General features: G+C 63.4%; 21 protein-coding genes. 10 read left to right on the forward strand and 11 right to left on the reverse strand.

Features of this window, described 5'->3' with window-relative positions; translation table 11 throughout:
* Positions 1–136: 136 nt before the first annotated feature.
* On the reverse strand, positions 137–1,624 hold the full coding sequence (gene glpK, locus ASD04_RS16210; RefSeq protein ID WP_056259317.1) for a glycerol kinase GlpK: 1,488 nt from the start codon (positions 1,622–1,624) through the stop codon (positions 137–139).
* Between the two features lie 151 nt (positions 1,625–1,775).
* Positions 1,776–3,281: a glycerol-3-phosphate dehydrogenase gene (gene glpD, locus ASD04_RS16215; RefSeq protein ID WP_056259319.1), complete on the reverse strand. Its 1,506-nt coding sequence runs from the start codon at positions 3,279–3,281 to the stop codon at positions 1,776–1,778.
* 176 nt (positions 3,282–3,457) lie between these two features.
* Here glpD and ASD04_RS16220 point away from each other — a divergent pair, with 176 nt between their 5' ends.
* Positions 3,458–4,393, forward strand: a complete 936-nt coding sequence (locus ASD04_RS16220; RefSeq protein ID WP_056259323.1) for an AEC family transporter — start codon at positions 3,458–3,460, stop codon at positions 4,391–4,393.
* A gap of 37 nt (positions 4,394–4,430) precedes the next feature.
* Here ASD04_RS16220 and ASD04_RS16225 read toward each other — a convergent pair whose 3' ends face one another.
* The 4 genes from ASD04_RS16225 to ASD04_RS16240 form a co-directional block, all read right to left on the reverse strand.
* A complete protein-coding gene (locus ASD04_RS16225) occupies positions 4,431–4,898 on the reverse strand; it encodes an SRPBCC family protein (protein ID WP_056259324.1) in 468 nt (155 codons plus the stop codon).
* Positions 4,895–5,233, reverse strand: coding sequence for a metalloregulator ArsR/SmtB family transcription factor (locus tag ASD04_RS16230; RefSeq protein ID WP_056259325.1), 339 nt, complete (start codon positions 5,231–5,233; stop codon positions 4,895–4,897). The genes ASD04_RS16225 and ASD04_RS16230 overlap by 4 nt, the downstream gene beginning before the upstream one ends.
* A gap of 51 nt (positions 5,234–5,284) precedes the next feature.
* On the reverse strand, positions 5,285–6,235 hold the full coding sequence (locus ASD04_RS16235) for an alpha-E domain-containing protein (RefSeq protein WP_244488344.1): 951 nt from the start codon (positions 6,233–6,235) through the stop codon (positions 5,285–5,287).
* A gap of 211 nt (positions 6,236–6,446) precedes the next feature.
* Positions 6,447–7,868: a circularly permuted type 2 ATP-grasp protein gene (locus ASD04_RS16240; protein WP_056259327.1), complete on the reverse strand. Its 1,422-nt coding sequence runs from the start codon at positions 7,866–7,868 to the stop codon at positions 6,447–6,449.
* Positions 7,869–8,005: 137 nt separating this feature from the next.
* Here ASD04_RS16240 and ASD04_RS16245 point away from each other — a divergent pair, with 137 nt between their 5' ends.
* Positions 8,006–8,935, forward strand: a complete 930-nt coding sequence (locus ASD04_RS16245) for a 2-hydroxyacid dehydrogenase (RefSeq protein ID WP_056259329.1) — start codon at positions 8,006–8,008, stop codon at positions 8,933–8,935.
* 6 nt (positions 8,936–8,941) lie between these two features.
* Here the strand turns inward: ASD04_RS16245 and ASD04_RS19235 are convergent, their stop codons facing one another.
* Both ASD04_RS19235 and ASD04_RS16250 read right to left on the reverse strand, forming a co-directional pair.
* The gene (locus tag ASD04_RS19235; RefSeq protein ID WP_156461299.1) at positions 8,942–9,574 is read right to left on the reverse strand and encodes a DUF4136 domain-containing protein; all 633 of its coding nucleotides are present in this window, start codon (positions 9,572–9,574) and stop codon (positions 8,942–8,944) included.
* Positions 9,575–9,646: 72 nt separating this feature from the next.
* On the reverse strand, positions 9,647–9,985 hold the full coding sequence (locus ASD04_RS16250; protein ID WP_056259331.1) for a cupin domain-containing protein: 339 nt from the start codon (positions 9,983–9,985) through the stop codon (positions 9,647–9,649).
* A 141-nt stretch (positions 9,986–10,126) separates the two neighbouring features.
* Here ASD04_RS16250 and ASD04_RS16255 point away from each other — a divergent pair, with 141 nt between their 5' ends.
* Positions 10,127–11,758, forward strand: coding sequence for an alpha-glucosidase family protein (locus tag ASD04_RS16255; RefSeq protein WP_056259333.1), 1,632 nt, complete (start codon positions 10,127–10,129; stop codon positions 11,756–11,758).
* A gap of 61 nt (positions 11,759–11,819) precedes the next feature.
* Here ASD04_RS16255 and ASD04_RS16260 read toward each other — a convergent pair whose 3' ends face one another.
* The 3 genes from ASD04_RS16260 to ASD04_RS16270 form a co-directional block, all read right to left on the reverse strand.
* Positions 11,820–12,095 carry a hypothetical protein gene (locus ASD04_RS16260; protein WP_056259336.1) on the reverse strand — a complete coding sequence of 92 codons (276 nt, stop codon included), beginning with the start codon at positions 12,093–12,095 and terminating at the stop codon, positions 11,820–11,822.
* Positions 12,096–12,113: 18 nt separating this feature from the next.
* Positions 12,114–13,070: an AbrB family transcriptional regulator gene (locus ASD04_RS16265; protein ID WP_056259337.1), complete on the reverse strand. Its 957-nt coding sequence runs from the start codon at positions 13,068–13,070 to the stop codon at positions 12,114–12,116.
* 235 nt (positions 13,071–13,305) lie between these two features.
* Positions 13,306–14,481 carry a M20 aminoacylase family protein gene (locus ASD04_RS16270; protein WP_056259339.1) on the reverse strand — a complete coding sequence of 392 codons (1,176 nt, stop codon included), beginning with the start codon at positions 14,479–14,481 and terminating at the stop codon, positions 13,306–13,308.
* A 259-nt stretch (positions 14,482–14,740) separates the two neighbouring features.
* Between ASD04_RS16270 and ASD04_RS16275 the strand changes: the two genes are divergently transcribed.
* The 7 genes from ASD04_RS16275 to ASD04_RS16305 all read left to right on the forward strand — a co-directional run bounded on the left by ASD04_RS16275 (position 14,741) and on the right by ASD04_RS16305 (position 20,250).
* Entirely contained in the window at positions 14,741–15,499 is a 759-nt protein-coding gene (locus tag ASD04_RS16275) for an electron transfer flavoprotein subunit beta/FixA family protein (RefSeq protein WP_056259341.1), read from the forward strand.
* Positions 15,499–16,428, forward strand: a complete 930-nt coding sequence (locus ASD04_RS16280; RefSeq protein ID WP_056259343.1) for an FAD-binding protein — start codon at positions 15,499–15,501, stop codon at positions 16,426–16,428. Before ASD04_RS16275 ends, ASD04_RS16280 begins: the two co-directional genes overlap by 1 nt.
* A 65-nt stretch (positions 16,429–16,493) precedes the next feature.
* Positions 16,494–17,678, forward strand: coding sequence for an amino acid aminotransferase (locus ASD04_RS16285; protein ID WP_056259345.1), 1,185 nt, complete (start codon positions 16,494–16,496; stop codon positions 17,676–17,678).
* Between the two features lie 85 nt (positions 17,679–17,763).
* The gene (fsa, locus tag ASD04_RS16290; protein WP_056259348.1) at positions 17,764–18,417 is read left to right on the forward strand and encodes a fructose-6-phosphate aldolase; all 654 of its coding nucleotides are present in this window, start codon (positions 17,764–17,766) and stop codon (positions 18,415–18,417) included.
* 162 nt (positions 18,418–18,579) lie between these two features.
* Positions 18,580–19,659 (forward strand): Mrp/NBP35 family ATP-binding protein, encoded by a 1,080-nt coding sequence (locus ASD04_RS16295; protein ID WP_056259350.1) that lies wholly within the window; start codon positions 18,580–18,582, stop codon positions 19,657–19,659.
* Between the two features lie 47 nt (positions 19,660–19,706).
* Complete coding sequence (locus ASD04_RS16300) at positions 19,707–19,922, forward strand: type II toxin-antitoxin system PrlF family antitoxin (RefSeq protein WP_056259352.1); 216 nt, start codon at positions 19,707–19,709, stop codon at positions 19,920–19,922.
* A complete protein-coding gene (locus tag ASD04_RS16305; protein ID WP_056259354.1) occupies positions 19,909–20,250 on the forward strand; it encodes a type II toxin-antitoxin system PemK/MazF family toxin in 342 nt (113 codons plus the stop codon). Before ASD04_RS16300 ends, ASD04_RS16305 begins: the two co-directional genes overlap by 14 nt.
* Positions 20,251–20,331: the final 81 nt, after the last annotated feature.

A 20,331-nucleotide genomic window follows, 5' to 3' on the forward strand; every position in this document is an offset into this window, starting at 1 on the left:
CGTCGCATGCGCCAGAAAGCTCGTCATCTTCGCAAACACGGTCCTGCAAAGAGACAAGCCATGGACCGCATCACTTAATGGTTGCTCATGGTGAGGTGCGAGTTCTTCACGAGCCTCGAACCACGAGGGCGTGCCCCTAATCACTCAGCGTCCGCCGTACCGCTATGTCCCAGCCCTTGATCTTCCGCTTGCGCTCGGCCGCATCCATGTCAGGCTCGAACCTTTTGTCGCGCGCCCAGCTCTTGGCAAATTCCGCCATGTCGGGCCACACGCCTGCCTTCGATCCGGCCAGCCACGCCGCGCCCAAAGCCGTGGTTTCCAGGATCACCGGCCGGTCCACCGGGGCGTCCAGCACGTCGGCGAGAAACTGCATGGTCCAGTCCGATGCCACCATGCCACCATCGACCCGCAGCACCGTATCGCCCCCACCCTTCCAGTCCCTGCGCATGGCTTCGAGCAGGTCGCGCGTCTGGTAGCACACCGATTCCAGGGCCGCCTTGGCGATTTCCGCCGGCCCCGAATTGCGCGTCAAACCATAGATGGCGCCCCGCGCCTCGGCGTCCCACCACGGCGCGCCCAAGCCCACAAAGGCCGGCACCATATAGACATTCTGGCTCGGATCGGCGCTTTCGGCCAATGGCCCGGTCTCGCTGGCATGCTTGACCAGCTTCAGCCCATCGCGGATCCACTGCACCGCGGCGCCGGCAATAAAGATCGAGCCTTCAAGGGCATAGCTGGTCTTGCCATCGAGCCGGTAGGCAATGGTGGTCAGCAGCCGGTTCTTGCTGCGCACCATGTCCGCCCCGGTATTGAGCAGCGCGAAACAGCCCGTGCCATAGGTCGATTTCAGCATGCCGGGCTGGAAGCATGCCTGCCCGATGCTCGCTGCATGCTGGTCGCCCGCCACCCCGAGAATGGGGATCGCCGCGCCGAACAGCGCCGTGTCCGTAACCCCGAAATCGTCGGCGCAGTCCTTGACCTCGGGCAGCAAGGCCGTCGGCACGTCGAATAGCTCCAACAGGCCCCTATCCCACTGGTTCTTCGCAATATCGAACAGCAGCGTCCGCCCGGCATTGGTGGCATCCGTCGCATGCACCTTGCCCCCGGTCAGCCGCCAGATCAGGAAAGCGTCCACCGTGCCGAAGGCCAGTTCGCCCTTTTCTGCCCGCTTGCGTGCGCCTTTCACGTTATCGAGCAGCCATTTGACCTTGGTGCCCGAAAAATAGGGGTCCAGCAGCAGCCCGGTCTTGCGCGTCACGATTTTCTCGTGCCCGGCCTGTTTGAGCCTGGCGCAATAGGCGGAGGTGCGCCGGTCCTGCCAGACGATGGCATTGTGGATCGCCTTGCCCGTCGCCCGATCCCAGATCAGCGTGGTCTCGCGCTGGTTGGTGATGCCGATGGCCGCAATCTCCTGCGCACCGACCTTGGCGTCCTTGAGTGCGGTCTTGATCGCCCAGACTACCGACTCCCAGATTTCCTCCGGGTCATGCTCCACCCAGCCGTCTTGCGGAAATATCTGGGTAAACTCCTTCTGCCCCACGCCGGCAATCGTCCGGTCCTTGCCGAACACGATCGCCCGGCTCGACGTTGTCCCCTGATCGATCGCCAGGATGTAGTCGGTCATGCAATTCTCCTCCGCACGTTCTTCCCCTCTCCCCTTGAGGGAGAGGGACGACCTGACGCGTTCAGCGGAAGGTCAGGGTGAGGGGTGCCGCGCCATCCCATGCCAGAAGCCAGGAAGAGACCCCTCATCCGCCCTTCGGGCACCTTCTCCCTCAAGGGGAGAAGGAAGTCCCGGCCAGATACGCCTCCAGCGCCGCGACCTCGTCCGCCCCCACCCGCAGCCCAACCTTGGTCCGCCGCCACAGCACATCTTGTGCCGTCCGCGCCCATTCATTGGCAACCAGGTAATCCACCTCGGCCGCATAAAGGTCCCAGCCGAAATGCTGCCCCAGCCCGCCGGTATCGCCGGCGTTCCCCAGCACCACCCGCGCCTTGGTCCCATATTGCCGCAGCAGCCGCCGCAGCAGGCCGGCCGGCATCCCGGCATAGTCCATGCCCAGCCGCCGCAATTCGGCGTCAAAGGCCAGCGGCTCGAACTCCCCGCCCGGCAGCCGGCTCGTCCTGGTCCAGGCCGCGCCCTTCTTGCCCAGCACGCTCTCGATCTTTTCCAGCACCGATTCCGCCAGCCGCCGCGATGTCGTCAGCTTGCCGCCGAATACGTTGATGGCCGCGCCATCGGCCGCGTCGCCATCCACCTTGAGCACATAGTCGCGCGTCGCCTCCTGCGCCGCGCTGGCCCCGTCGTCGAATAGCGGCCGCACGCCGGAATAGGTCCAGACGATCTGCTCCCGCGTCACCGGCTGGACAAAATATTCGCTCGCCGCCGACAGCAGGTAGTCGGTCTCCTTGTCGGAAATCCGAACGTCCTTGGGGTCGCCGGAAAAATCCTCGTCGGTGGTGCCGATCAGGGTGAAATCGTCCTCATAGGGAATGGCGAAGATGATGCGGCCATCGCCATTCTGGAAGATGTAGCAGCGGTCATGCTCATAGAGCTTGCGCACCACGATATGGCTGCCCTTGACCAGCCGCACATGATGCGCCCCGTTCCTGCCCATCGCCCCCGTTATCACCTGGTCCACCCACGGTCCCGCCGCATTGACCACCAGCTTCGCGCGCACGCTCTGCCGCCCCGCCTCGCCATCCAGTTCCACCAACCAGCCGCCGCTATCGCGGCGCACGCTGGTCACTTTGGTCCGGACATGGATGGTGGCGCCCTTGTCGGCCGCGTCGCGGGCGTTGAGCACCACGAAACGCGCATCGTCCACCCAGCAGTCCGAATATTCAAAACCCAGCCGATAACCCGGCTTCAATGGCTTGCCGGTCTCGTGCCGCGTCAGGTCCAGCGTCTTGGTCGGCGGCAGCAGGCGCCGCCCGCCCATATAGTCATACATGGCCAGCCCCGCCCGCAGCACCGCCGCCGGCCGCAAGCCCTTGTGGTGCGGCAGCACGAAGCGCAGTGGCTTGATGATATGGGGCGCCTCCGCCCACAATATTTCGCGCTCGGCCAGCGCCTCATGCACCAGGCGGAATTCGTAATGTTCGAGATAACGCAGCCCGCCATGCACCAGCTTGGTCGCCGCCGAGGAGGTGCCCGAGGCCAGGTCGTTCATCTCGGCCAGCGCCACCGAATAGCCGCGCCCCACCGCATCGCGCGCCACGCTGGCGCCGTTGATGCCACCGCCGATGACGAAGATGTCGACGCTGTCGCTACCGGCCATGGCAAGGCTCCTGCTGATATCTTTCGTTTGTACGCGGTTTTGTTTCGTTTTAAAAGGCAGGAGTTTCGTTTTCCGGCGCCATACCGCCCTTGCAATCTTCCATACAAGATGCAAGTTGACCCTGCGCCGCGGGGAGGCTAGGGCAGGGTGTCCCTCCGGTTCGGGAATCCCCGGTCATGCTCGCCATTCTCACCGTTATTGCGCCCATCTTCGCGCTGATGGCGCTCGGCTATTCGGCCGTTCGCTTCCGTCTGTTCCCGGCCGATGGCATCAAGAGCCTGATCGCTTTCGTGAACAATTTTGCGACGCCCTGCCTGCTGTTCCACTCACTGCTGACCAGCGATTTCCGCGCCGCCTTCAATATTTCCATTATCGGCCCCTACTATCTGGGCGCGCTGATCTGCTTCGTGCTGGGCATCGTCGTGGCGCTCAAACTCTTCGGCAATCGGCCGGGCGAGGCGGTGTCGGTGGGCTTTTCCGGCATGTTCACCAATACCGTGCTGGTCGGCCTGCCCATCGTGACCCGCGCCTATGGCGCCGATTCCCTGCCGGTAACGCTGTCCATCATCGGCCTGCATGGCGCCATCCTGCTGACCGTGGGCATGGTGACCATGGAACTGATGCGCCGCGACGGGCAGGCGCTCGGCAAGACGCTGCTCACCGCCGGCAAGCGCGTCGGCTCCAATCCGCTGATCTGGGGCATTGCCGCCGGCATGGCCGGTTATTTCTCTGGCCTCAAGCTCATCGAGCCGGCAGAGGCTTTCTTCACCATGATGAGCCAGGCCGTTGTCCCCGCCGCCTTGTTCGGCATTGGCGGGGCGCTCAACGAATTCAAGCTCAGCGACAACTGGAAGCAGGCGTTGGTCGCCGCCATCATCAAGCTGATCGTCCACCCCGCCATCGCCTATGTGCTGATGATCTGGGTGCTGCATGTGCCGATGGAGGTGGCCCGCTACGGCATACTGCTCTCGGCCATGCCCGCCGGTGTCAACGTCTACGTCTTCGCCACCTACTATAACCGCGGCGTGAGCGTCGCCGCCAACGCCATCCTCATCGCCACGATAGCCTCGGCCGTGACCATCTCGGCCTGGCTCTATGTCTTGAGTTTGTAGGGTTCTTACCTCTCCCCCCAAGGGAGAGGTAAGAGGTCTAACCCTCCACCAGCGACGCCAGCTGTGCCGTCACCGAACCCCAGCCGTCATAAAAGCCCAAATCGCGATGCAGGGTCTGGTCGGCATGGTCCTTGTGCATCACCACGGCGCGATAGGCGGTGCCCAGGTCGTGGTCGTCCAGCGTGATGACCGCCGTCATCATCGGCTGCTCGGCCGGCCGCCAGCCGCCCACCAGCGCATTGGTGAAGACGATCCGCCGTCCTTCCTCGAGCGCCAGGTAGCAGGCCGACAGATGCGGGCCGAAATCCCCGCCATTTTCGCTCATCAGTGTGGTCAGCGCGCCGCCCGGCCGCAGGTCCATCTCTGCCACCCGGCACAAAGCCGGTGCCGGTATCCACCATTTGGCAAAGCTGTCGGGCGTCGTCCACGCCGCCCAGATGGCGGAGCGCGGCGCCTTGATGATGCGGCTGATTTCGAGGTCGCGTTCCGGGTCGAGCTTGGTCATTTTTTCGGTTCCTTGTCCTGCGTGACGAACTGCTCCAGCCGGTCCGTCCGGCCTTCCCAGATCGCCCTTTGTTCGCTGAGCCAGCCATCCACCGCCGCCAGCCGCGTTTGCTCGATTGTGCAGGTGCGCACCCGCCCGGCCTTGCTGGTGCGGATCAGCCCGGCTCCTTCGAGCATATGAATGTGTTTCATGAACGAGGGCAGGGCCATGTCGAATGGCGCCGCCAGCTCGCCCACGCTGGCCGGTCCCCGCCCCAGCCGCCCCACCACCGCCCTGCGGGTCGGGTCGGCCAAGGCCTGGAAAATGCCATCGAGCTGCGATTGATACTGTTCCATAAGGCTAAGTATCATCCCGCAATGCTTAGCGCAAGAGCTAAGTTTGGCGCGTCAGTAGAAGTTGTAGCTGTCCGCCAGTGCGTTCGACACTTCGTTGTTCTGCGCGATGAACTCGGTCAGGAATTCGTGCAGGCCGTGGCTGAAGATGGTGTCCATCGTCGTGCCCTCGACCATGGCGCGCAATTGTCCCGCTGCTTCGTTGCATACCTGCTTGCGCCCATAGAACGCACCCAGCGTCCCGATATTCTGCTCGATGAACCGTGCGCAGAAGATCAGCGAGCGCGGCATTTCCGGCCGCAGGATCAGGAAGTCGGCAATGTTCTGCGGCTTGTAGCGATCATGGTAGACATGGCGATAGCTGCGATGCGCCGAGGCCGCCCGCAGGATCAGCGACCATTGCTGGGTATCGAGGTCGCTGCCCACCATTTCGGTCTGCGGCAGCAGCACGTAATATTTCATGTCGAGAATGCGCGCCGTATTGTCGGCCCGCTCGACGAAATTACCCGCCTGCAGGAACGCGAAGCCGTCATCCCGCAGGATGGTGCCCAGCAGCGCCCCGCGAAACTGGTGGCTGGTATGCTTGACCCATTCGAGCAGGCCCAACAGCTTCGCCCCGCGCACATCCCGCGGCTTGATCTGGGAAAATTCCAGCCATGCCGAATTGATGGCTTCCCACATGTCGCTGGTAATAGCCGTGCGCACCGAGCGCGCATTGGTCCGCGCCGCCATGAGGCACGAATAGACCGAGCTGGGATTGTCCGGGTCGAACATCATGAAATGGGCAACCGTATCGACATCCGCCGGCCGCTCTTTCTTGACGAAATCCTCGTTCACCTCGGCCGCCTGCATCATGCTCATCAGATGCTCGCTGGCCCCACCCTCGCGCCGGCTGGTGAGGCTCATGCGATAACCTACCTCCAGCAGCCGCGCCATATTCTCGGCCCGCTCGACATAGCGGGAAAGCCAGAACAGGTTCTGCGCGGTGCGTCCGAGCATGGTCATGGGCTCACCTCATGGCGCTCGGCATTTCGGTTCCTGCCCACCCTCTCCCTTGAGGGGAGGGTAGCGCCGCTCGGCCCGCAGGGCCGTAGCAGAGCTGGGGTGGGGGTGGCTTTCTGGGCCACTGATGGACCCCCACCCTCATTCCCTCCCCTCAAGGGGGAGGGAGGCAATGGAGCCGCTGCGTCGGGGCATTGGTACGAAAGGGCCATCATCAATCTTCCAGCACCCACGTATCCTTCGTCCCGCCGCCCTGCGACGAGTTCACCACCAGCGAGCCCTTCTTCAGCGCCACCCGCGTCAGCCCGCCCGGCGTGATCCGCACTTCATCGCCAACCAGCACATAGGGCCGCAAATCCACATGCCGCGGCGCAATGCCGGCATTGACGTAAGTGGGGCAGGTCGAGAGCGCCAAGGTCGGCTGCACGATATAATTGTCGGGCCGCGCCTCGATCTTGCGGCGGAATTCGGCATGCATGGCCTTGCTCGATGTCGGCCCCACCATCATGCCATAGCCGCCCGAGCCGTGAACCTCTTTCACCACCAGGTCGCCGATATTGGCCAGCACCCAGTTGCGCTGCTCGTCGTCGGTGCAGTTATAGGTCGGCACGTTGCTCAGCAGCGCCTTCTCGCCGAGATAGAATTCGATGATCTCGGGCACATAGGTATAGACCGCCTTGTCGTCGGCAATGCCGGTGCCCGGCGCGTTGACCAGCGTCACATTGCCCGCCCGATAGGCGCTGAACAGCCCCGGCACGCCCAGCATGGAATCCGGCCTGAAAGTCAGCGGATCGAGATAGTCGTCGTCGACCCGCCGATAGATCACGTCCACCCGCTCTGGGCCGGTAGTGGTCCGCATATAGACCTTGCCTTCATCGACAAACAGGTCCGGCCCCTCGCAGAGGGTGGCGCCCATCTGATCGGCCAGGAAGGAGTGTTCGAAATAGGCCGAATTATAGATGCCCGGCGTCAGCACCACGATATTGGGCGTGCCGCGCGTTCCCGCCGGCGCCACGCTTTCCAGCGTTCGCCGCAGGTTTTCCGGATAATTCTCCACCGAGGCGACCTTCTGGCGCTGGAACAGGTCCGGCGCCAGGATCATCATCGCCTCGCGGTCTTCCAGCATGTAGCTGACGCCCGACGGCGTGCGCAGATTGTCTTCCAGCACATAGAATTCATCCGGCCCCACCCGCACGATATCGACGCCGATAATATGGGCATAGACCTGCCTGGCCGGGTCCAGCCCCATCATTTGCGGGCAGAAGGCTGAATTGTCGAGAATCAGCTTTTCCGGAACCCGTCCGGCCTTGAGGATGTCCTGGCCATGATAGATGTCATGGAGAAAGGCGTTGAGCGCCCGCACGCGCTGATCGATCCCCTTGGAGAGCCTGCGCCATTCGGCAGCGGCGATGATGCGGGGAATGACATCGAAGGGAATGACCTTCTCGGTGCCCTCGGCCGAGCCATAGACGGCAAAGGTGATCCCGAGCTTGCGGAAGATGGCCTCGGCATCCGACTGCATCAGCGTCAGCGCCTTGTCCGGTTGTTCTTCGAGCCACTGGGCCAGCGCCCGATAAGGTTCGCGGACGCTGCCATCCGCATTGTGCATTTCGTCGAACGGCGCTGTGTCGCCCATCATGCTCCGAGTGGTCTACGGCTCATCCCATCGCCTTCACATTGCTGCACATTTGGCCGGCGGCGGCAAGCGGGCATCCCCAAAAGACTTGCGATGCCCGCTCCCACCGCTAAGCTGCCGCCAACAAGAGGAATCCCATGACCATCGAGATCCTGCAGACCGGCAAGCTGCTCGCCAGTTGCGAAGCCGCCCTGGCCGAGCGCTACACCGTCCACAAGCTGCACGAACAGCCCGACCCCAAGGCCTGGCTCGCGGCCAACGGTACGCGCATCCGCGCCCATGCCGGCTCGGGCGTGCAGGCCGAGCTCATGGATGCCCTGCCCAATCTCGAAATCATCGCCAGCTTCGGCGTCGGCTACGACAATATCGACACCAAAGCCGCCAAGGCCCGCAATATCCGCGTCACCAACACGCCCAATGTGCTCAACGATGCCGTGGCCGAACTCACCATCGGCCTGATGATCGCCCTGGCCCGCCGCATCCCGCAGGCCGATCAATATGTGCGCCAGGGCAGGTGGCCCGGCGGCTCCATGCCGCTCTTTTCCGAACTCACCGGCAAGACCGTCGGCATTCTCGGCCTCGGCCGCATCGGCAAGGAAATCGCCACCCGCGCCCAGGCCATGAAGATGCGCGTCGTCTATCACGGCCGCAAGCGTCAGCCCGCCGAGCCCCATGTCTTCTATGACAGCCTCGTGGACATGGCCCGCGACAGCGACTGGCTGGTTATCATCGCCCCCGGCGGCAAGGGCACCGAGCGTATCGTCTCGCGCGAAGTCCTCGAAGCGCTCGGCCCCAAGGGCATGCTTGTCAATATCGCCCGCGGTACGCTGGTCGATGAGTCCGCTTTGCTCGACCTGCTGCAGAATGGCGGTCTCGGCGGCGCCGCGCTCGACGTCTTCGAAAACGAACCCCAGGTCCCCGCCGGCTTCCTCGCCCTCGAAAACGTCGTCCTCAGCCCCCACCAGGGCAGCGCCACGGTGCAGACCCGCGACGCCATGGGCGCCCTGCTGGTCGCCAACCTCGAAGCCCATTTCGCCGGGGAACCACTGATCAGCGCGGTGGTGTAGTTGAGGCTAAGCCCCGCAATCACTCATACTGACTTCAACGGCGCGCGCTTTGCCACTCGTTCCAGGGAAATCTTCAAACAGAGCGTCAATCAAGCAGCTAGCGACTTCAGCAAAGGTTCCGCTAGACCCGGAACTCACAACCTTGGCTTCGTATATCTTCTTGCCCGTCTTTGTGTTGGTCATCTCAACGGAAAGGACGCGCTGATATGTTGTATGGGAGACGGGAGCGACGCCCACCACGCCATAGGTGGTTGGTGTGTAACTGGTGCCGGAATAGGAGCCAAAGCCCCCGGTGCCGTATATGTTACCAGTTGAGTAAGTTGTCCCACCACCAGTTTGTCCGTAGATTGGGACAGAACTGATCGACGTTCTGCCGCCATCAATCGCGTATGCAAACCGCACGTCCACATCGGGGCTCGAAGATGCGCTCCAGCCATGCTGCTCCAGCCGTGTACTGATTAAGCCAGCATAGGTTGTGGCCTCCAAGCTATCCCCCTGGATGTTCGAGGCACGAACTGAAAATGTTTCAGGGGTATTGGGCTGCAATGTATGAAACGCAGTCACATTGGACTGCACTGACTGGCATGCCGCTAGACCCACGGACAGGAATGCCACGGCCAAGATGGCGAATTTTGTCATAGTCCCCCCAAAGCTTTCTAATTTCTTCGTACTCGAAGGCGTCGTGTTGTCCAAGCCATCTTTGTGCACCGCCTACCCCAGATTCTCCTGCACCATCGTCCCCGCGTCATGCACGCAGAACAGCACCAGCCGTCCATCTCCGATATTGGTGAACTTATGCGGCACCCCGCCCGGCACCACGGCGATGTCGCCCGGCCCGGCCTCGAATTCCTCGTCCCCCGCCACGATCAGCGCCCGCCCCGATTGCACGAACCAGGTTTCGGGATAGGGGTGGGTATGCAGCCCCGGCCCCTGTCCGGGGTCGTTGTCCACGGCAAAAAATGAAATGTCCGTGCCAGAAGCCGCGCCCTCGAACCGTACCGTACGGCTCTTGCTCACCGCCCGGTCCGCCGCCCGCACTATATGCACCATGCTATCCTCCTGTGGCCTTCTGCCATGACGACGGACGGGGCCGCAGCTTTTCGACACGCGCAATCCACGCCTGCGCAACGCCACGATTCCCTTCCGCGTTACGACCCGTTAGCCTTGGCACAACAGCAAACGGAGTCGGCAATGACCGAATGGTGGCGCGGCGGAGTGATCTATCAGGTCTATCCGCGCTCGTTTCAGGACAGCAATGGCGATGGCGTGGGCGATCTGCCCGGCATTATCCGCCGGCTCGATCACATTGCCGGCCTCGGCGTCGACTGCATCTGGCTGTCGCCCATCACCCAGTCGCCCCAGGCCGATATGGGCTATGACGTCTCGGACTATCGCGAGGTCGATCGCCTGTTCGGTTCGCTGCATGATTTCGACAGCCTGGTCGAGCAGGCCCATGCCCGTGGTCTCAAGGTCATCATGGACCAGGTGGTGAGCCACACTTCGGACCTGCATCCCTGGTTCCAGGAAAGCCGCCTCAACCGCACCAATGCCAAGGCCGACTGGTATGTCTGGGCCGATCCGCTGCCCGATGGTTCGCCGCCCAACAATTGGCCCGCCGTCTTCGGCGGCCGCGCCTGGGAGTGGAACCCGACGCGCGGGCAGTATTACCTGCACAATTTCCTCTCCAGCCAGCCCGATCTCAACTTCCACAACCCGGACGTGCAGCAGGCCGTGCTCGACATCATGCGCTTCTGGCTCGAGCGCGGTATCGATGGCTTCCGCCTCGATACGGTCAATTACTATTTCCACGACAGCAGGCTGCGCAACAATCCACCCAACAAGGTGAAAAACGAGCATCTGCTCTATGCGGTCAATCCCTATGATATGCAGGAGCACCGCTATTCCAAGAGCCAGCCGGAAAACGTCGCCTTCCTCAAGCGCGTGCGCAGGCTGCTCGATGAATTTCCCGGCACCACCTCGGTCGGTGAGGTCGGCGACAGCCACAAATCGGTCGAGCTGATGGCCCAATACACATCCGGCGGCGATACGCTGCATATGTGCTACGGCTTCGACTTCCTCGGGCCGCAATTCACCGCCGCCCATTTCCGCAAATGTATCGAGGCCTTCTTCAAGGCCGGCCCCGATGGCTGGCCCTGCTGGAGTTTTTCCAACCACGACGTGCCGCGCCACCTCACGCGCTGGGCCCCGTTCAGCCAGTCCCCCGCCGACCTCGCCCGCCAGGCCGCCGCGCTGGTGCTGTCGCTCAAGGGCTCGGTCTGTCTGTACCAGGGCGAGGAGCTGGGCCTGCCCGAAACCGATCTGCTGTTCGAGGAATTGACCGATCCTCGCGGCATCCGCTTCTGGCCCGAGGACAAGGGCCGCGACGGCTGCCGCACCCCCATGCCCTGGGACGAGGGCGACGCCCCCAATGGCTTCACCTCCGGCACCCCCTGGCTGCCGCTCAAGCCGGCGCAATCGGCGCTCAATGTCGCGGGCCAGGATGCCGACCCCAATTCGACGCTGGCCTTCTATCGCACCATTCTCGCCTGGCGCAAAACCCATCCGGCCCTGCGCGACGGCGATATCGCCTTCGTCAAGACCGCCGAGCCGATCCTGGCCTTCCGCCGCACCTTGGGCGAGCAAAGCCTGCTCTGCGTCTTCAATCTCTCGGCCGACCCGCAATCCGTGGAGGTCACCGGCGTCACCGGCGAAGTCGACCCCATCTCCCGGCATGCCGCCCTCGCCGGCAAGAGCCTGCAACTGGGCGCCAACGGTTACGCCTTCGTGGCGTTGTCGTCAGGGAAAAGGGTGAGCATAAGATAGCGGTGGAAAGCAGCCGGTAATCCCGCGCCCATCTTCCGGTCATGTCACCGCAATAAATGCCCTATTCCACCCGCCGCAGGTTACTCGGCTCGTAGAACTGCATTTCCTCGCGCCCATCGGCGCCGCGCACCCATACGCGGATGCAGCCGCCCCACATTTCGGCGCGCGTCACGTCCACGCCGATGCTGCGCAGCAGGTCGAGATTATAGGCGTTGATCTCCGCTTCGCTGTACCGTTCGCGGTCCATTCCGAAGCTCCCCGAACAGGCCGGCGTGGCCAGGGCGGGTGCCGCGGCGGCGGCGAAAATGGCAAGGGCCAGGGGCAGGGCAGGGCGCATGGTCAGATCTCCTTCGATTCATTGCTGCCGCGCGATTGCGGCAGCCTCGCGGCGACGGATCAGCACCACCACGGCCGGTATGGCAAAACTCAGCAGCAACAGCCGCATCACATGATGGGCCGCAATGAAGGCCGTATCATAGCCCAGCGCAATCCCCAGCGCCCCCATGCCTTCGAGCGCCCCCGGCGACAGCCCCAGCCAGATTTGCCCGAAGGGCATGTCGACGAAGTGGCTCACCCCATAGGCGATCACCGTCACGATGGCCACGGTCATGCCGGTGGCGATGACGCCGCCCTTGGCCGCCGCCAGGAACTCCCTGCGGGTGATCCCGGCAAAGCGCGAGCCGATCAGCGCCCCGGTGAGAATGAAGGTCACCGTCACCAGCGGCGCCGGCATGGCTTCCACATAGAGCCCGCCCAGCTTGGCCGCCGTCGCCGCCGCCATCGCGCCGAGCACGAAGCCGGCGGGGACCTTGAGCCACACGAAACCCAGCCCCGCGACGGCACAGGCCGCGCCCAGCGCCAGCAATTGCCAGATGCCGAGAAAGCTGGTCGGCGCGGGCGGCGTGAAATGATCGATCGGCAGGAACACCGCGCCGATGGGCACGGCGATGGTCAGCATCAGGATGCGGATCACCTGGATGATGACGATCTGCCGGGAATCGCCCACCCCGGCCGCCGCAATCCCCAGCACGAAGGATAGATGCCCCGGAAACGAGCTGAGATAGGCCGTGCCCGGATCGAGCTTGAACACCCTGACCAGCATCCAGCCGGTCAGCGCGATGATCAGCACCAGTTCCAGCACCAGCCCCGCCAGGCTCACCGGCCAGCTGGCGATCAGGCTCAAGCTGTCCGGCGCCACATTGGCCCCCATCGACATGCCGATGAGCAGGAAAGCCACATCGCGCAACCGGTTGGGCATGCTCACCGGCCACCCTGCCATCGCCGCCGCCGTCACCGCCAGCGCACCCCCCATCAACCACCCCGCCGGCAATTGCAGCAGCGTCGCAACCGCCCCGCCAATGGCGGAGACGGCGAGGGTAAGGAGGACGGGGAGAGTTCTCCACCAGAGGCTGGATGGTTTTGATGGGATGAGAGTCACGTCAGGGCGAGCCGAAAATAGTGGATTTTGAGAACCGGAGCGGAGCGTACTCCAGTACGTGAGCACCGGAAGCGCAGAAATTCGCTATTTGCAGGCCGCCTTGGCGTGACTATCGACCATCAACAGGCAACGCCTTCTCCGCCAGCCGCACCCAATACGTCACCCCCACCGGAATAACCGCATCATTGAAATCATAAGTATCGGTATGCAGCTCCGAACTGTCGCCGTTGCCGAGGAAGATATAGGCCCCCGGCCGCTCTTCGAGCATGAAGGAGAAATCCTCCCCGCCCATCGACGGCGGCACGTCGGCGTCCACCCGGTCGGCGCCCACCACGTCGCCGGCCACCTCGGCGGCAAACGCCGCCTGCGCGGCCGCATTGACTGTCACCGGATAGCCCCGCGCATAGCGGATCGTGGCCGCGGCGCCGAAACTGCTGGCGAATTGCGGTACGAACTGGTCCAGCCGCGCCTCGATCTGGTCCTGCACGCCGCCATCGAGTGTCCGCACCGTGCCGGTGATCTTGGCGGTGCGCGAAATCACATTATCGGCCTCGCCGGCCTCCACCATGGTCACCGACAGCACCGCGCTATGCAGCGGATCGACATTGCGAGACACGATCGATTGCAAGGCCACGATCATATTGGCCGCCACCACGATGGGGTCGATCGTCGTCTGCGGCCGCGCCGCATGGCCGCCCCGGCCGGTAATGTCGATATAGAACCGGTCCGTCGCCGCCATGATGCCGCCGGCGCGAATGCCGAAATGCCCTTCCGGCATGCCGGGCCAATTGTGCATGCCGTAGAATTCGTCGATGGCGAAGCGCTCCACCAGCCCGTCATCGAGCATGGCCCTGCCGCCCGCGCCGCCTTCTTCTGCCGGCTGGAAGATAAGGGCGATCCGCCCGTCGAAATTGCGCGTCTCCGCCAGGTATTTCGCCGCCCCCAGCAGCATGGCCGTGTGCCCGTCATGCCCGCAGGCATGCATCTTGCCCGGCACGGTGGACACATAGTCCTTCCCGGTCTTTTCCGTCATCGGCAGCGCATCCATGTCGGCCCGCAGCCCGATCGTCCGCCCGCTGCCGCCCTTGCGCCCATTGATGATGCCGACGACGCCCGTGCGCCCGATGCCGGCAACCACTTCATCGCAACCGAATTCGCGCAGCTTCTGCTCCACCACGCCGGCCGTCCGCATCACGTCATACAGCAATTCGGGATGCGCATGAAAATCCCGCCGCCAGCCGGCGATTTCCTCATGAAATTCGGCGATACGATTCAATACAGGCATGAAGGGGGTCCGAAGCAGTCAATTCGGGGTCAGTCTCGCTGCCCCAATCGATCAGGTCAACACTAGCACGGTTTTGATAAGGCCGTGCCACACCCTCTTGGTGAGGTACGCTTCTTCAGCACCTCGAACCACGAGGGGCGTGGCACGATCCCAGCACCCTTTTCCAACAATCCCACGCCACCTAGCCCAAATTTCCCCCGGCGCGGCTTGCCCGTCCCAGCCATTTTTGCCATGACACCGGCAACTTGCCGGAGAGCCCATGAAAATCCTGGTCGCCATCAAGCGCGTCGTCGATCACAATGTCCGCATAAGGGTCCGTCCCGACGGAACTGGCGTCGAAACGTCGGGCGTCCGCATGTCGATGAACCCTTTCTGCAAGCACGCCGTCGAAGCCGCCGTTCAGCTTTCCGAGGCCGGCCATGGCGACGAGGTGGTCGTCGTCTCCATCGGGCCCAGGACCGCCAATGACGTCATCCTCACCGCCCTCGCCATGGGCGCCCATCGCGGCATCCTCATCGAGACCGATGCCGAGCTCGAAACCCTCGCCATATCAAAGCTCCTGGCCAAGGTGGTCGCCGAGGAAAATCCGGATATTGTCCTGCTCGGCAAGCAGGCCGTTGACGACGATTCCAACCATGTCGGCCAGATGCTCGCCGCCCTCACCAGTCGCCCCCAGGCCACCTTTGCCTCCGAAATCAAGGTGGTCGGACAGGCGTTGGAGGTTGTCAGGGAAGTCGATTCCGGCCGCGAAACCCTGTCGCTGCCGCTCCCGGCCATCGTCACGGCAGACCTGCGCCTCAACACCCCGCGCAACGCCGCCCTGCCCATGGTGATGAAGGCCCGCTCCAAGCCGCTCGCCGTGCGTCCCGCCGCCGAGTTCGGCATCGACCTGGTCCCACGCCTCAAGATCGAAAAGATATCCCCGCCACCCGAGCGCATGGCAGGAAAGACTGTCGCCACGGTTGCCGACCTCGCCGCCTTCATCGCCGCAGATGTCTCCGACATGGAGGCGCTGTGATGAGCGTTCTGGTTCTGGCCGATCACGGCCTCGGTGCCCTTTCGCCCGCCACCGCCCGCGTCGTCGGCGCGGTCAGCACCCTGGGCCCGGTCGACATCCTCGTCGTCGCCGAAAATCCCGCTGCAATCGCTCAATCCGCATCCGCCCTGGCGGGTGTCGCTAAAGTATTGACCGCAAAGGGCAGTTCTTTAGCCGATGGCCTCGAAGCACTGCTCGAAACGTTAACAGTCCGCTATCGTTACGTCGCGTCCAGCGCGGGTAGCCTGGGCAAGGATGTCATGCCCCGGCTGGCCGCCAAACTCGACTTGATGCCGGTGACCGACGTCATCGCCATCCACGGCCCCAACAGCTTCGACCGCCCCATCTATGCCGGCAACGCCGTGCAAACCGTGACGGATAATCAGCCCCGGCACATCCTCACTATCAGGGCCTCAGCCTTCCGCCCCGCCGCGACAGGCAATGCCGCCCCCATCGAAGCCCTTGATGGCACAGTCGTTTCCGCCGCCAGCCTCATCGCCACGCACCGCACCGAAAGCGACACCCCCGACCTCGCCACCGCCCAGATCGTGGTCGGCGGCGGCGTCGCCCTCGGCTCGGCCGAAAATTTTCAACTCATTGAATCCCTTGCCAAAAAGCTCGGCGCGGCCATCGGTGCCACCCGCGCCGCCGTCGATGCGGGCTATGCCCCCAATGATTGGCAGGTCGGCCAGACCGGCAAGATCATCGCCCCCGATCTCTACATCGCCATCGGCATTTCCGGCGCGCTGCAACATCTCGCCGGCATCCAGGGGGCGAAGAAGATCGTCGCCATCAATACCGATGCCGAGGCCCCGCTGGTCAAGCTGGCCGATATGGCGCTCATCGGCGATCTGTTTGAAATCATTCCTCAATTGCTGGCGGAATTGGACAAAGCCGGCCTCAAACGCTGAATCAATTGCAAAAATCCCGCCGCCCCCTATAACAACCCCGCCTCCCACCGGAACGACTCCTCATCATGTTCGAGACTCTGACCAAGGCCCCCGGCGACAAGATCCTGGCGCTCATGGGCGAATACGCGGCTGATCCGCGCCCCACCAAGATCGACCTCGGCGTCGGCGTCTACAAGGACGAGCAGGGCACCACCCCGATCATGTCCTCGGTGAAAAAGGCCGAGCAGAAAATTCTTTCCCAAGGAAAGACAAAGACTTACCTCGGCATTGCCGGCAATAAGGGCTATGGCGCCGCCGTGCTCGACCTGGCTTTGGCCGATAGCGTCGACCGCTCCCGCGCCCGCATCGCCCAGGCCCCGGGCGGCACCGGCTCGCTCTGGGTGCTGATGCAACTGGTCAACCGCGCCCGGCCGGGCGCCACCGTCTGGGTTTCCGACCCGACCTGGCCCAACCACAACCCGATCGCCGAAAATTCCGGCCTCAAGGTCAAGACTTATCCCTATTTCGACACCGAGTCGCGCGGCGTGAAATTCGCCGAAATGCTTGCTGCCCTCGACCAGCTCGGCAAGGACGATGTCGTGCTGCTGCATGGCTGCTGCCACAATCCGACTGGCGCGAATCTCACGCCCGATCAATGGGATAAGGTTGCTGGCAGCCTCGCGCGCACGGGCGCTCTGCCCTTCATCGACCTCGCCTATCTCGGCTTCGGCGATGGCATCGAGGCCGATGCCTATGGCATGCGCAAGATTTTGTCCTCGGTGCCCGAAGCTCTGGTAGCATTCTCGGGGTCGAAGAATTTCGGCCTCTACCGCGAGCGCGTCGGTGCCGCCATTCTCGTCGCCCGCGATGCGGCCCAGGCCGATATTGCGCAGTCCCAGCTGCTCAACATCATCCGCGGCGCCTATAGCCAGCCCCCCGATCATGGCGCGGAAATCATCCGCACCATCCTCGAGGATGCCGAATTGCGCGCCGAGTGGGAAACCGAGCTCAATGCCATGCGCGCCCGCATGATCCGCCTGCGCGAAAAGCTGAGCGAGGCAATCCGCCAGCGGTCCAACTCCAAGGATTTCGACTTCATCGCTGCCCATCGCGGCATGTTTTCGCTGCTGGGGCTGGAAAATTCGGTGGTCGAACATCTTAAGGCCAACAACGGCGTCTATATGATTGGTGATAGCCGCATCAATGTTGCCGGTATCCCGGAAGATCGGGTGGGTGAACTTGCCGACGCCATGCTGGCCGCCATCAAATAGCGCTACCGATTGACCTTGCGGCAAGGCTTTGCCGTGCTACATCTTTCGCCCAAAGGGCAAGTACACCTGGCTTTAGGAGGGAACCATGAAGTTCTTCGTCGATACCGCGGAAATCAAGGACATCAAGGAGCTCTACGACACGGGACTGCTCGATGGCGTGACCACCAATCCGTCGCTGATCGCCAAGTCGGGCCGCGACTTCAAGGAAGTCGTCAAGGAGATTTGCGCCATCGTGCCTGGCCCGGTTTCGGCCGAAGTCGCGAGCCTTGAATATGAGGGCATGATCGCCGAAGGCACCGTGCTGGCCGCCTTGGCCGACAATGTCGTGGTCAAGCTCCCGCTGACGCTCAACGGCCTCAAGGCCACCAAGACCTTCAAGGAGCGCGGCGTAAAAACCAATGTCACGCTCTGCTTCTCGGCCAACCAGGCCTTGCTCGCAGCCAAATGCGGCGCGACCTATATCTCGCCCTTCCTGGGGCGCCTGGATGATATCAACCTCGATGGCGTGGAACTGATCGAGAATATCCGCCAGATCTACGACAACTACGCCTTCGATACCGAAATCCTGGCCGCCTCGATCCGCTCGCCCAACCACGTGACCCAGGTCGCGCTGGCCGGCGCCGATGTCGCCACCATCCCGCCCGACGTGATCCGCAAGCTGGCCAACCACCCGCTGACCAATTCGGGCATCGAAGGCTTCCTCAAGGACTGGAAGGCCACCGGCCAGTCGATCCTGTAGTTCTTCCCTTCTCCCCTTGAGGGAGAAGGTGCCCCGAAGGGGCGGATGAGGGGTCTGCGATCCCTCCACGGTCGCGGCGCTCGGCAGCCAACCCCTCACCCGTCTTGGCCTTCGGCCAATCCACCCTCTCCCTCAAGGGGAGAGGGGAAGAGGGAGCAAGAAATGGCCGATACCGAACTCGCCGCCGCCATCCGATCCGCCCTCGCTGCCGTCGAAATCCCCGGCGGCGGGGATTTGGCGGGTTATGCCGGCCTCTCCGACATCATCGTCACCCCCGGCGCCGTGGCCTTCGCCATTGCTGTCGCGCCGGGCATGGAGGCCGCCTTCGGCCCCGCCCGCGAACAGGCTGCGGCCGTGACGCAAAAGCTGGCCGGCACCCGCAAGGTCATGGTGTCGCTGACCGGTGGCAAGCCGCCGCCCAAATCCGGCCCCACCTTCTCGCATGGCAAGCCCGTCCCACCCGGCAAGACGCCGGTGCCTGGCATCAAACACATCGTCGCAGTCGGCTCGGGCAAGGGCGGGGTCGGCAAGTCCACAACGGCAGTCAACATCGCCCTGGCGCTCGCCGCCGAGGGCCTGCGCGTGGGCATCCTCGACGCCGATCTCTATGGCCCATCCATCCCCAAGCTGCTGGGCATCGAAGGCCAGCCGGCGGTGCGCGACGACGGTATTTTCTCGCCGCACCAGGCCTTTGGCCTCAAGGTCATGTCCATCGGCTCCATGCTGACCAAGGACCAGGCCGTGGTCTGGCGCGGCCCCATGGCTACCTCCGCCCTGCGCCAATTGCTGCGCGAAACCGATTGGGGAGAACTCGATATCCTGGTCATCGACCTGCCGCCCGGCACCGGCGATATCCATATCTCGCTGTTCCAGCAGGTCGAGGTCGATGGCGTCGTCGTGGTCTCCACCCCGCAGGATTTGGCCCTGATCGACGCGCGCAAGGCCATCGACATGCTGCCCCGCTTCGGCGTGCCCATCCTCGGCCTGGTGGAAAACATGAGCTACTTCATCGCCCCCGACACCGGCACCCGCTACGACATTTTCGGCAGCGGCGGCGCCGAGAGGGCGGCGGCCGACATGAACATGCCCTTCCTCGGCCCCATCCCGCTGGTCATGGCCATCCGCGAGGGGTCGGATGCCGGCCAACCCCCTGTTGCGGCCTACCCCGATGGCGCGGAGGCGGCGGCCTACCGCTCCATTGCGCGGCGGATTCTGGCAGGCACGCCGAGGCTGCGATCCTAGTTGTCAGGTGAAAGGGTTTTCCTTACATTGGGCAAAGGAGAATTCAGATGATCACCAGCAAGCTGACAAGCAAGGCCCAGACGACGATCCCGCAGGCCGTCCGCAATGCCCTGCGCTTGCGCGAGGGCGATGAGCTTTCCTACGTCATCGAGAATGGCCGTGTCATCCTGACCAAGGCAAGCGGGGAGGCCGTGGAAGATCCCTTTGCGACCTTCAGCGAATGGGATAGCGAAGCGGACCGCAAGGCTTATGCCAACCTTTGAGCGCGGAACCGTCGTTCGGGTTCCCTTTCCTTACACAGACCGGCCCGTCCGCCAGCGACGCCCCGCGCTTGTGGTTTCGGCGGGTGGATTGGGCGAATCCGAGCAACTTCTGTGGGTGGTGATGATCACAAGCGCAGAAAATAGACGCTGGCCGGGCGACATCGACCTGACAGAAGCCTATGCAGCAGTTGGATTGCCTGCACCATCGCTTGTTCGCCCCACCAAGATCGCCACCATCGAGGCCGAGTATGCCGAACGCCTCGGCAAAGTGGGTGCAGATATTGTTCGCCAGATCGAGACAGCGCTAAGGCACCAGCTTGGGTTGTAGTCTACTTCTGCAATCGATTGCATATATCGATTGCATCGGCTATTCGGCTGAACCCAATCACGGCGAATGGCCGGCCAGAGG

It is taken from the genome of Devosia sp. Root436, assembly GCF_001426345.1.
Classification (GTDB): domain Bacteria; phylum Pseudomonadota; class Alphaproteobacteria; order Rhizobiales; family Devosiaceae; genus Devosia.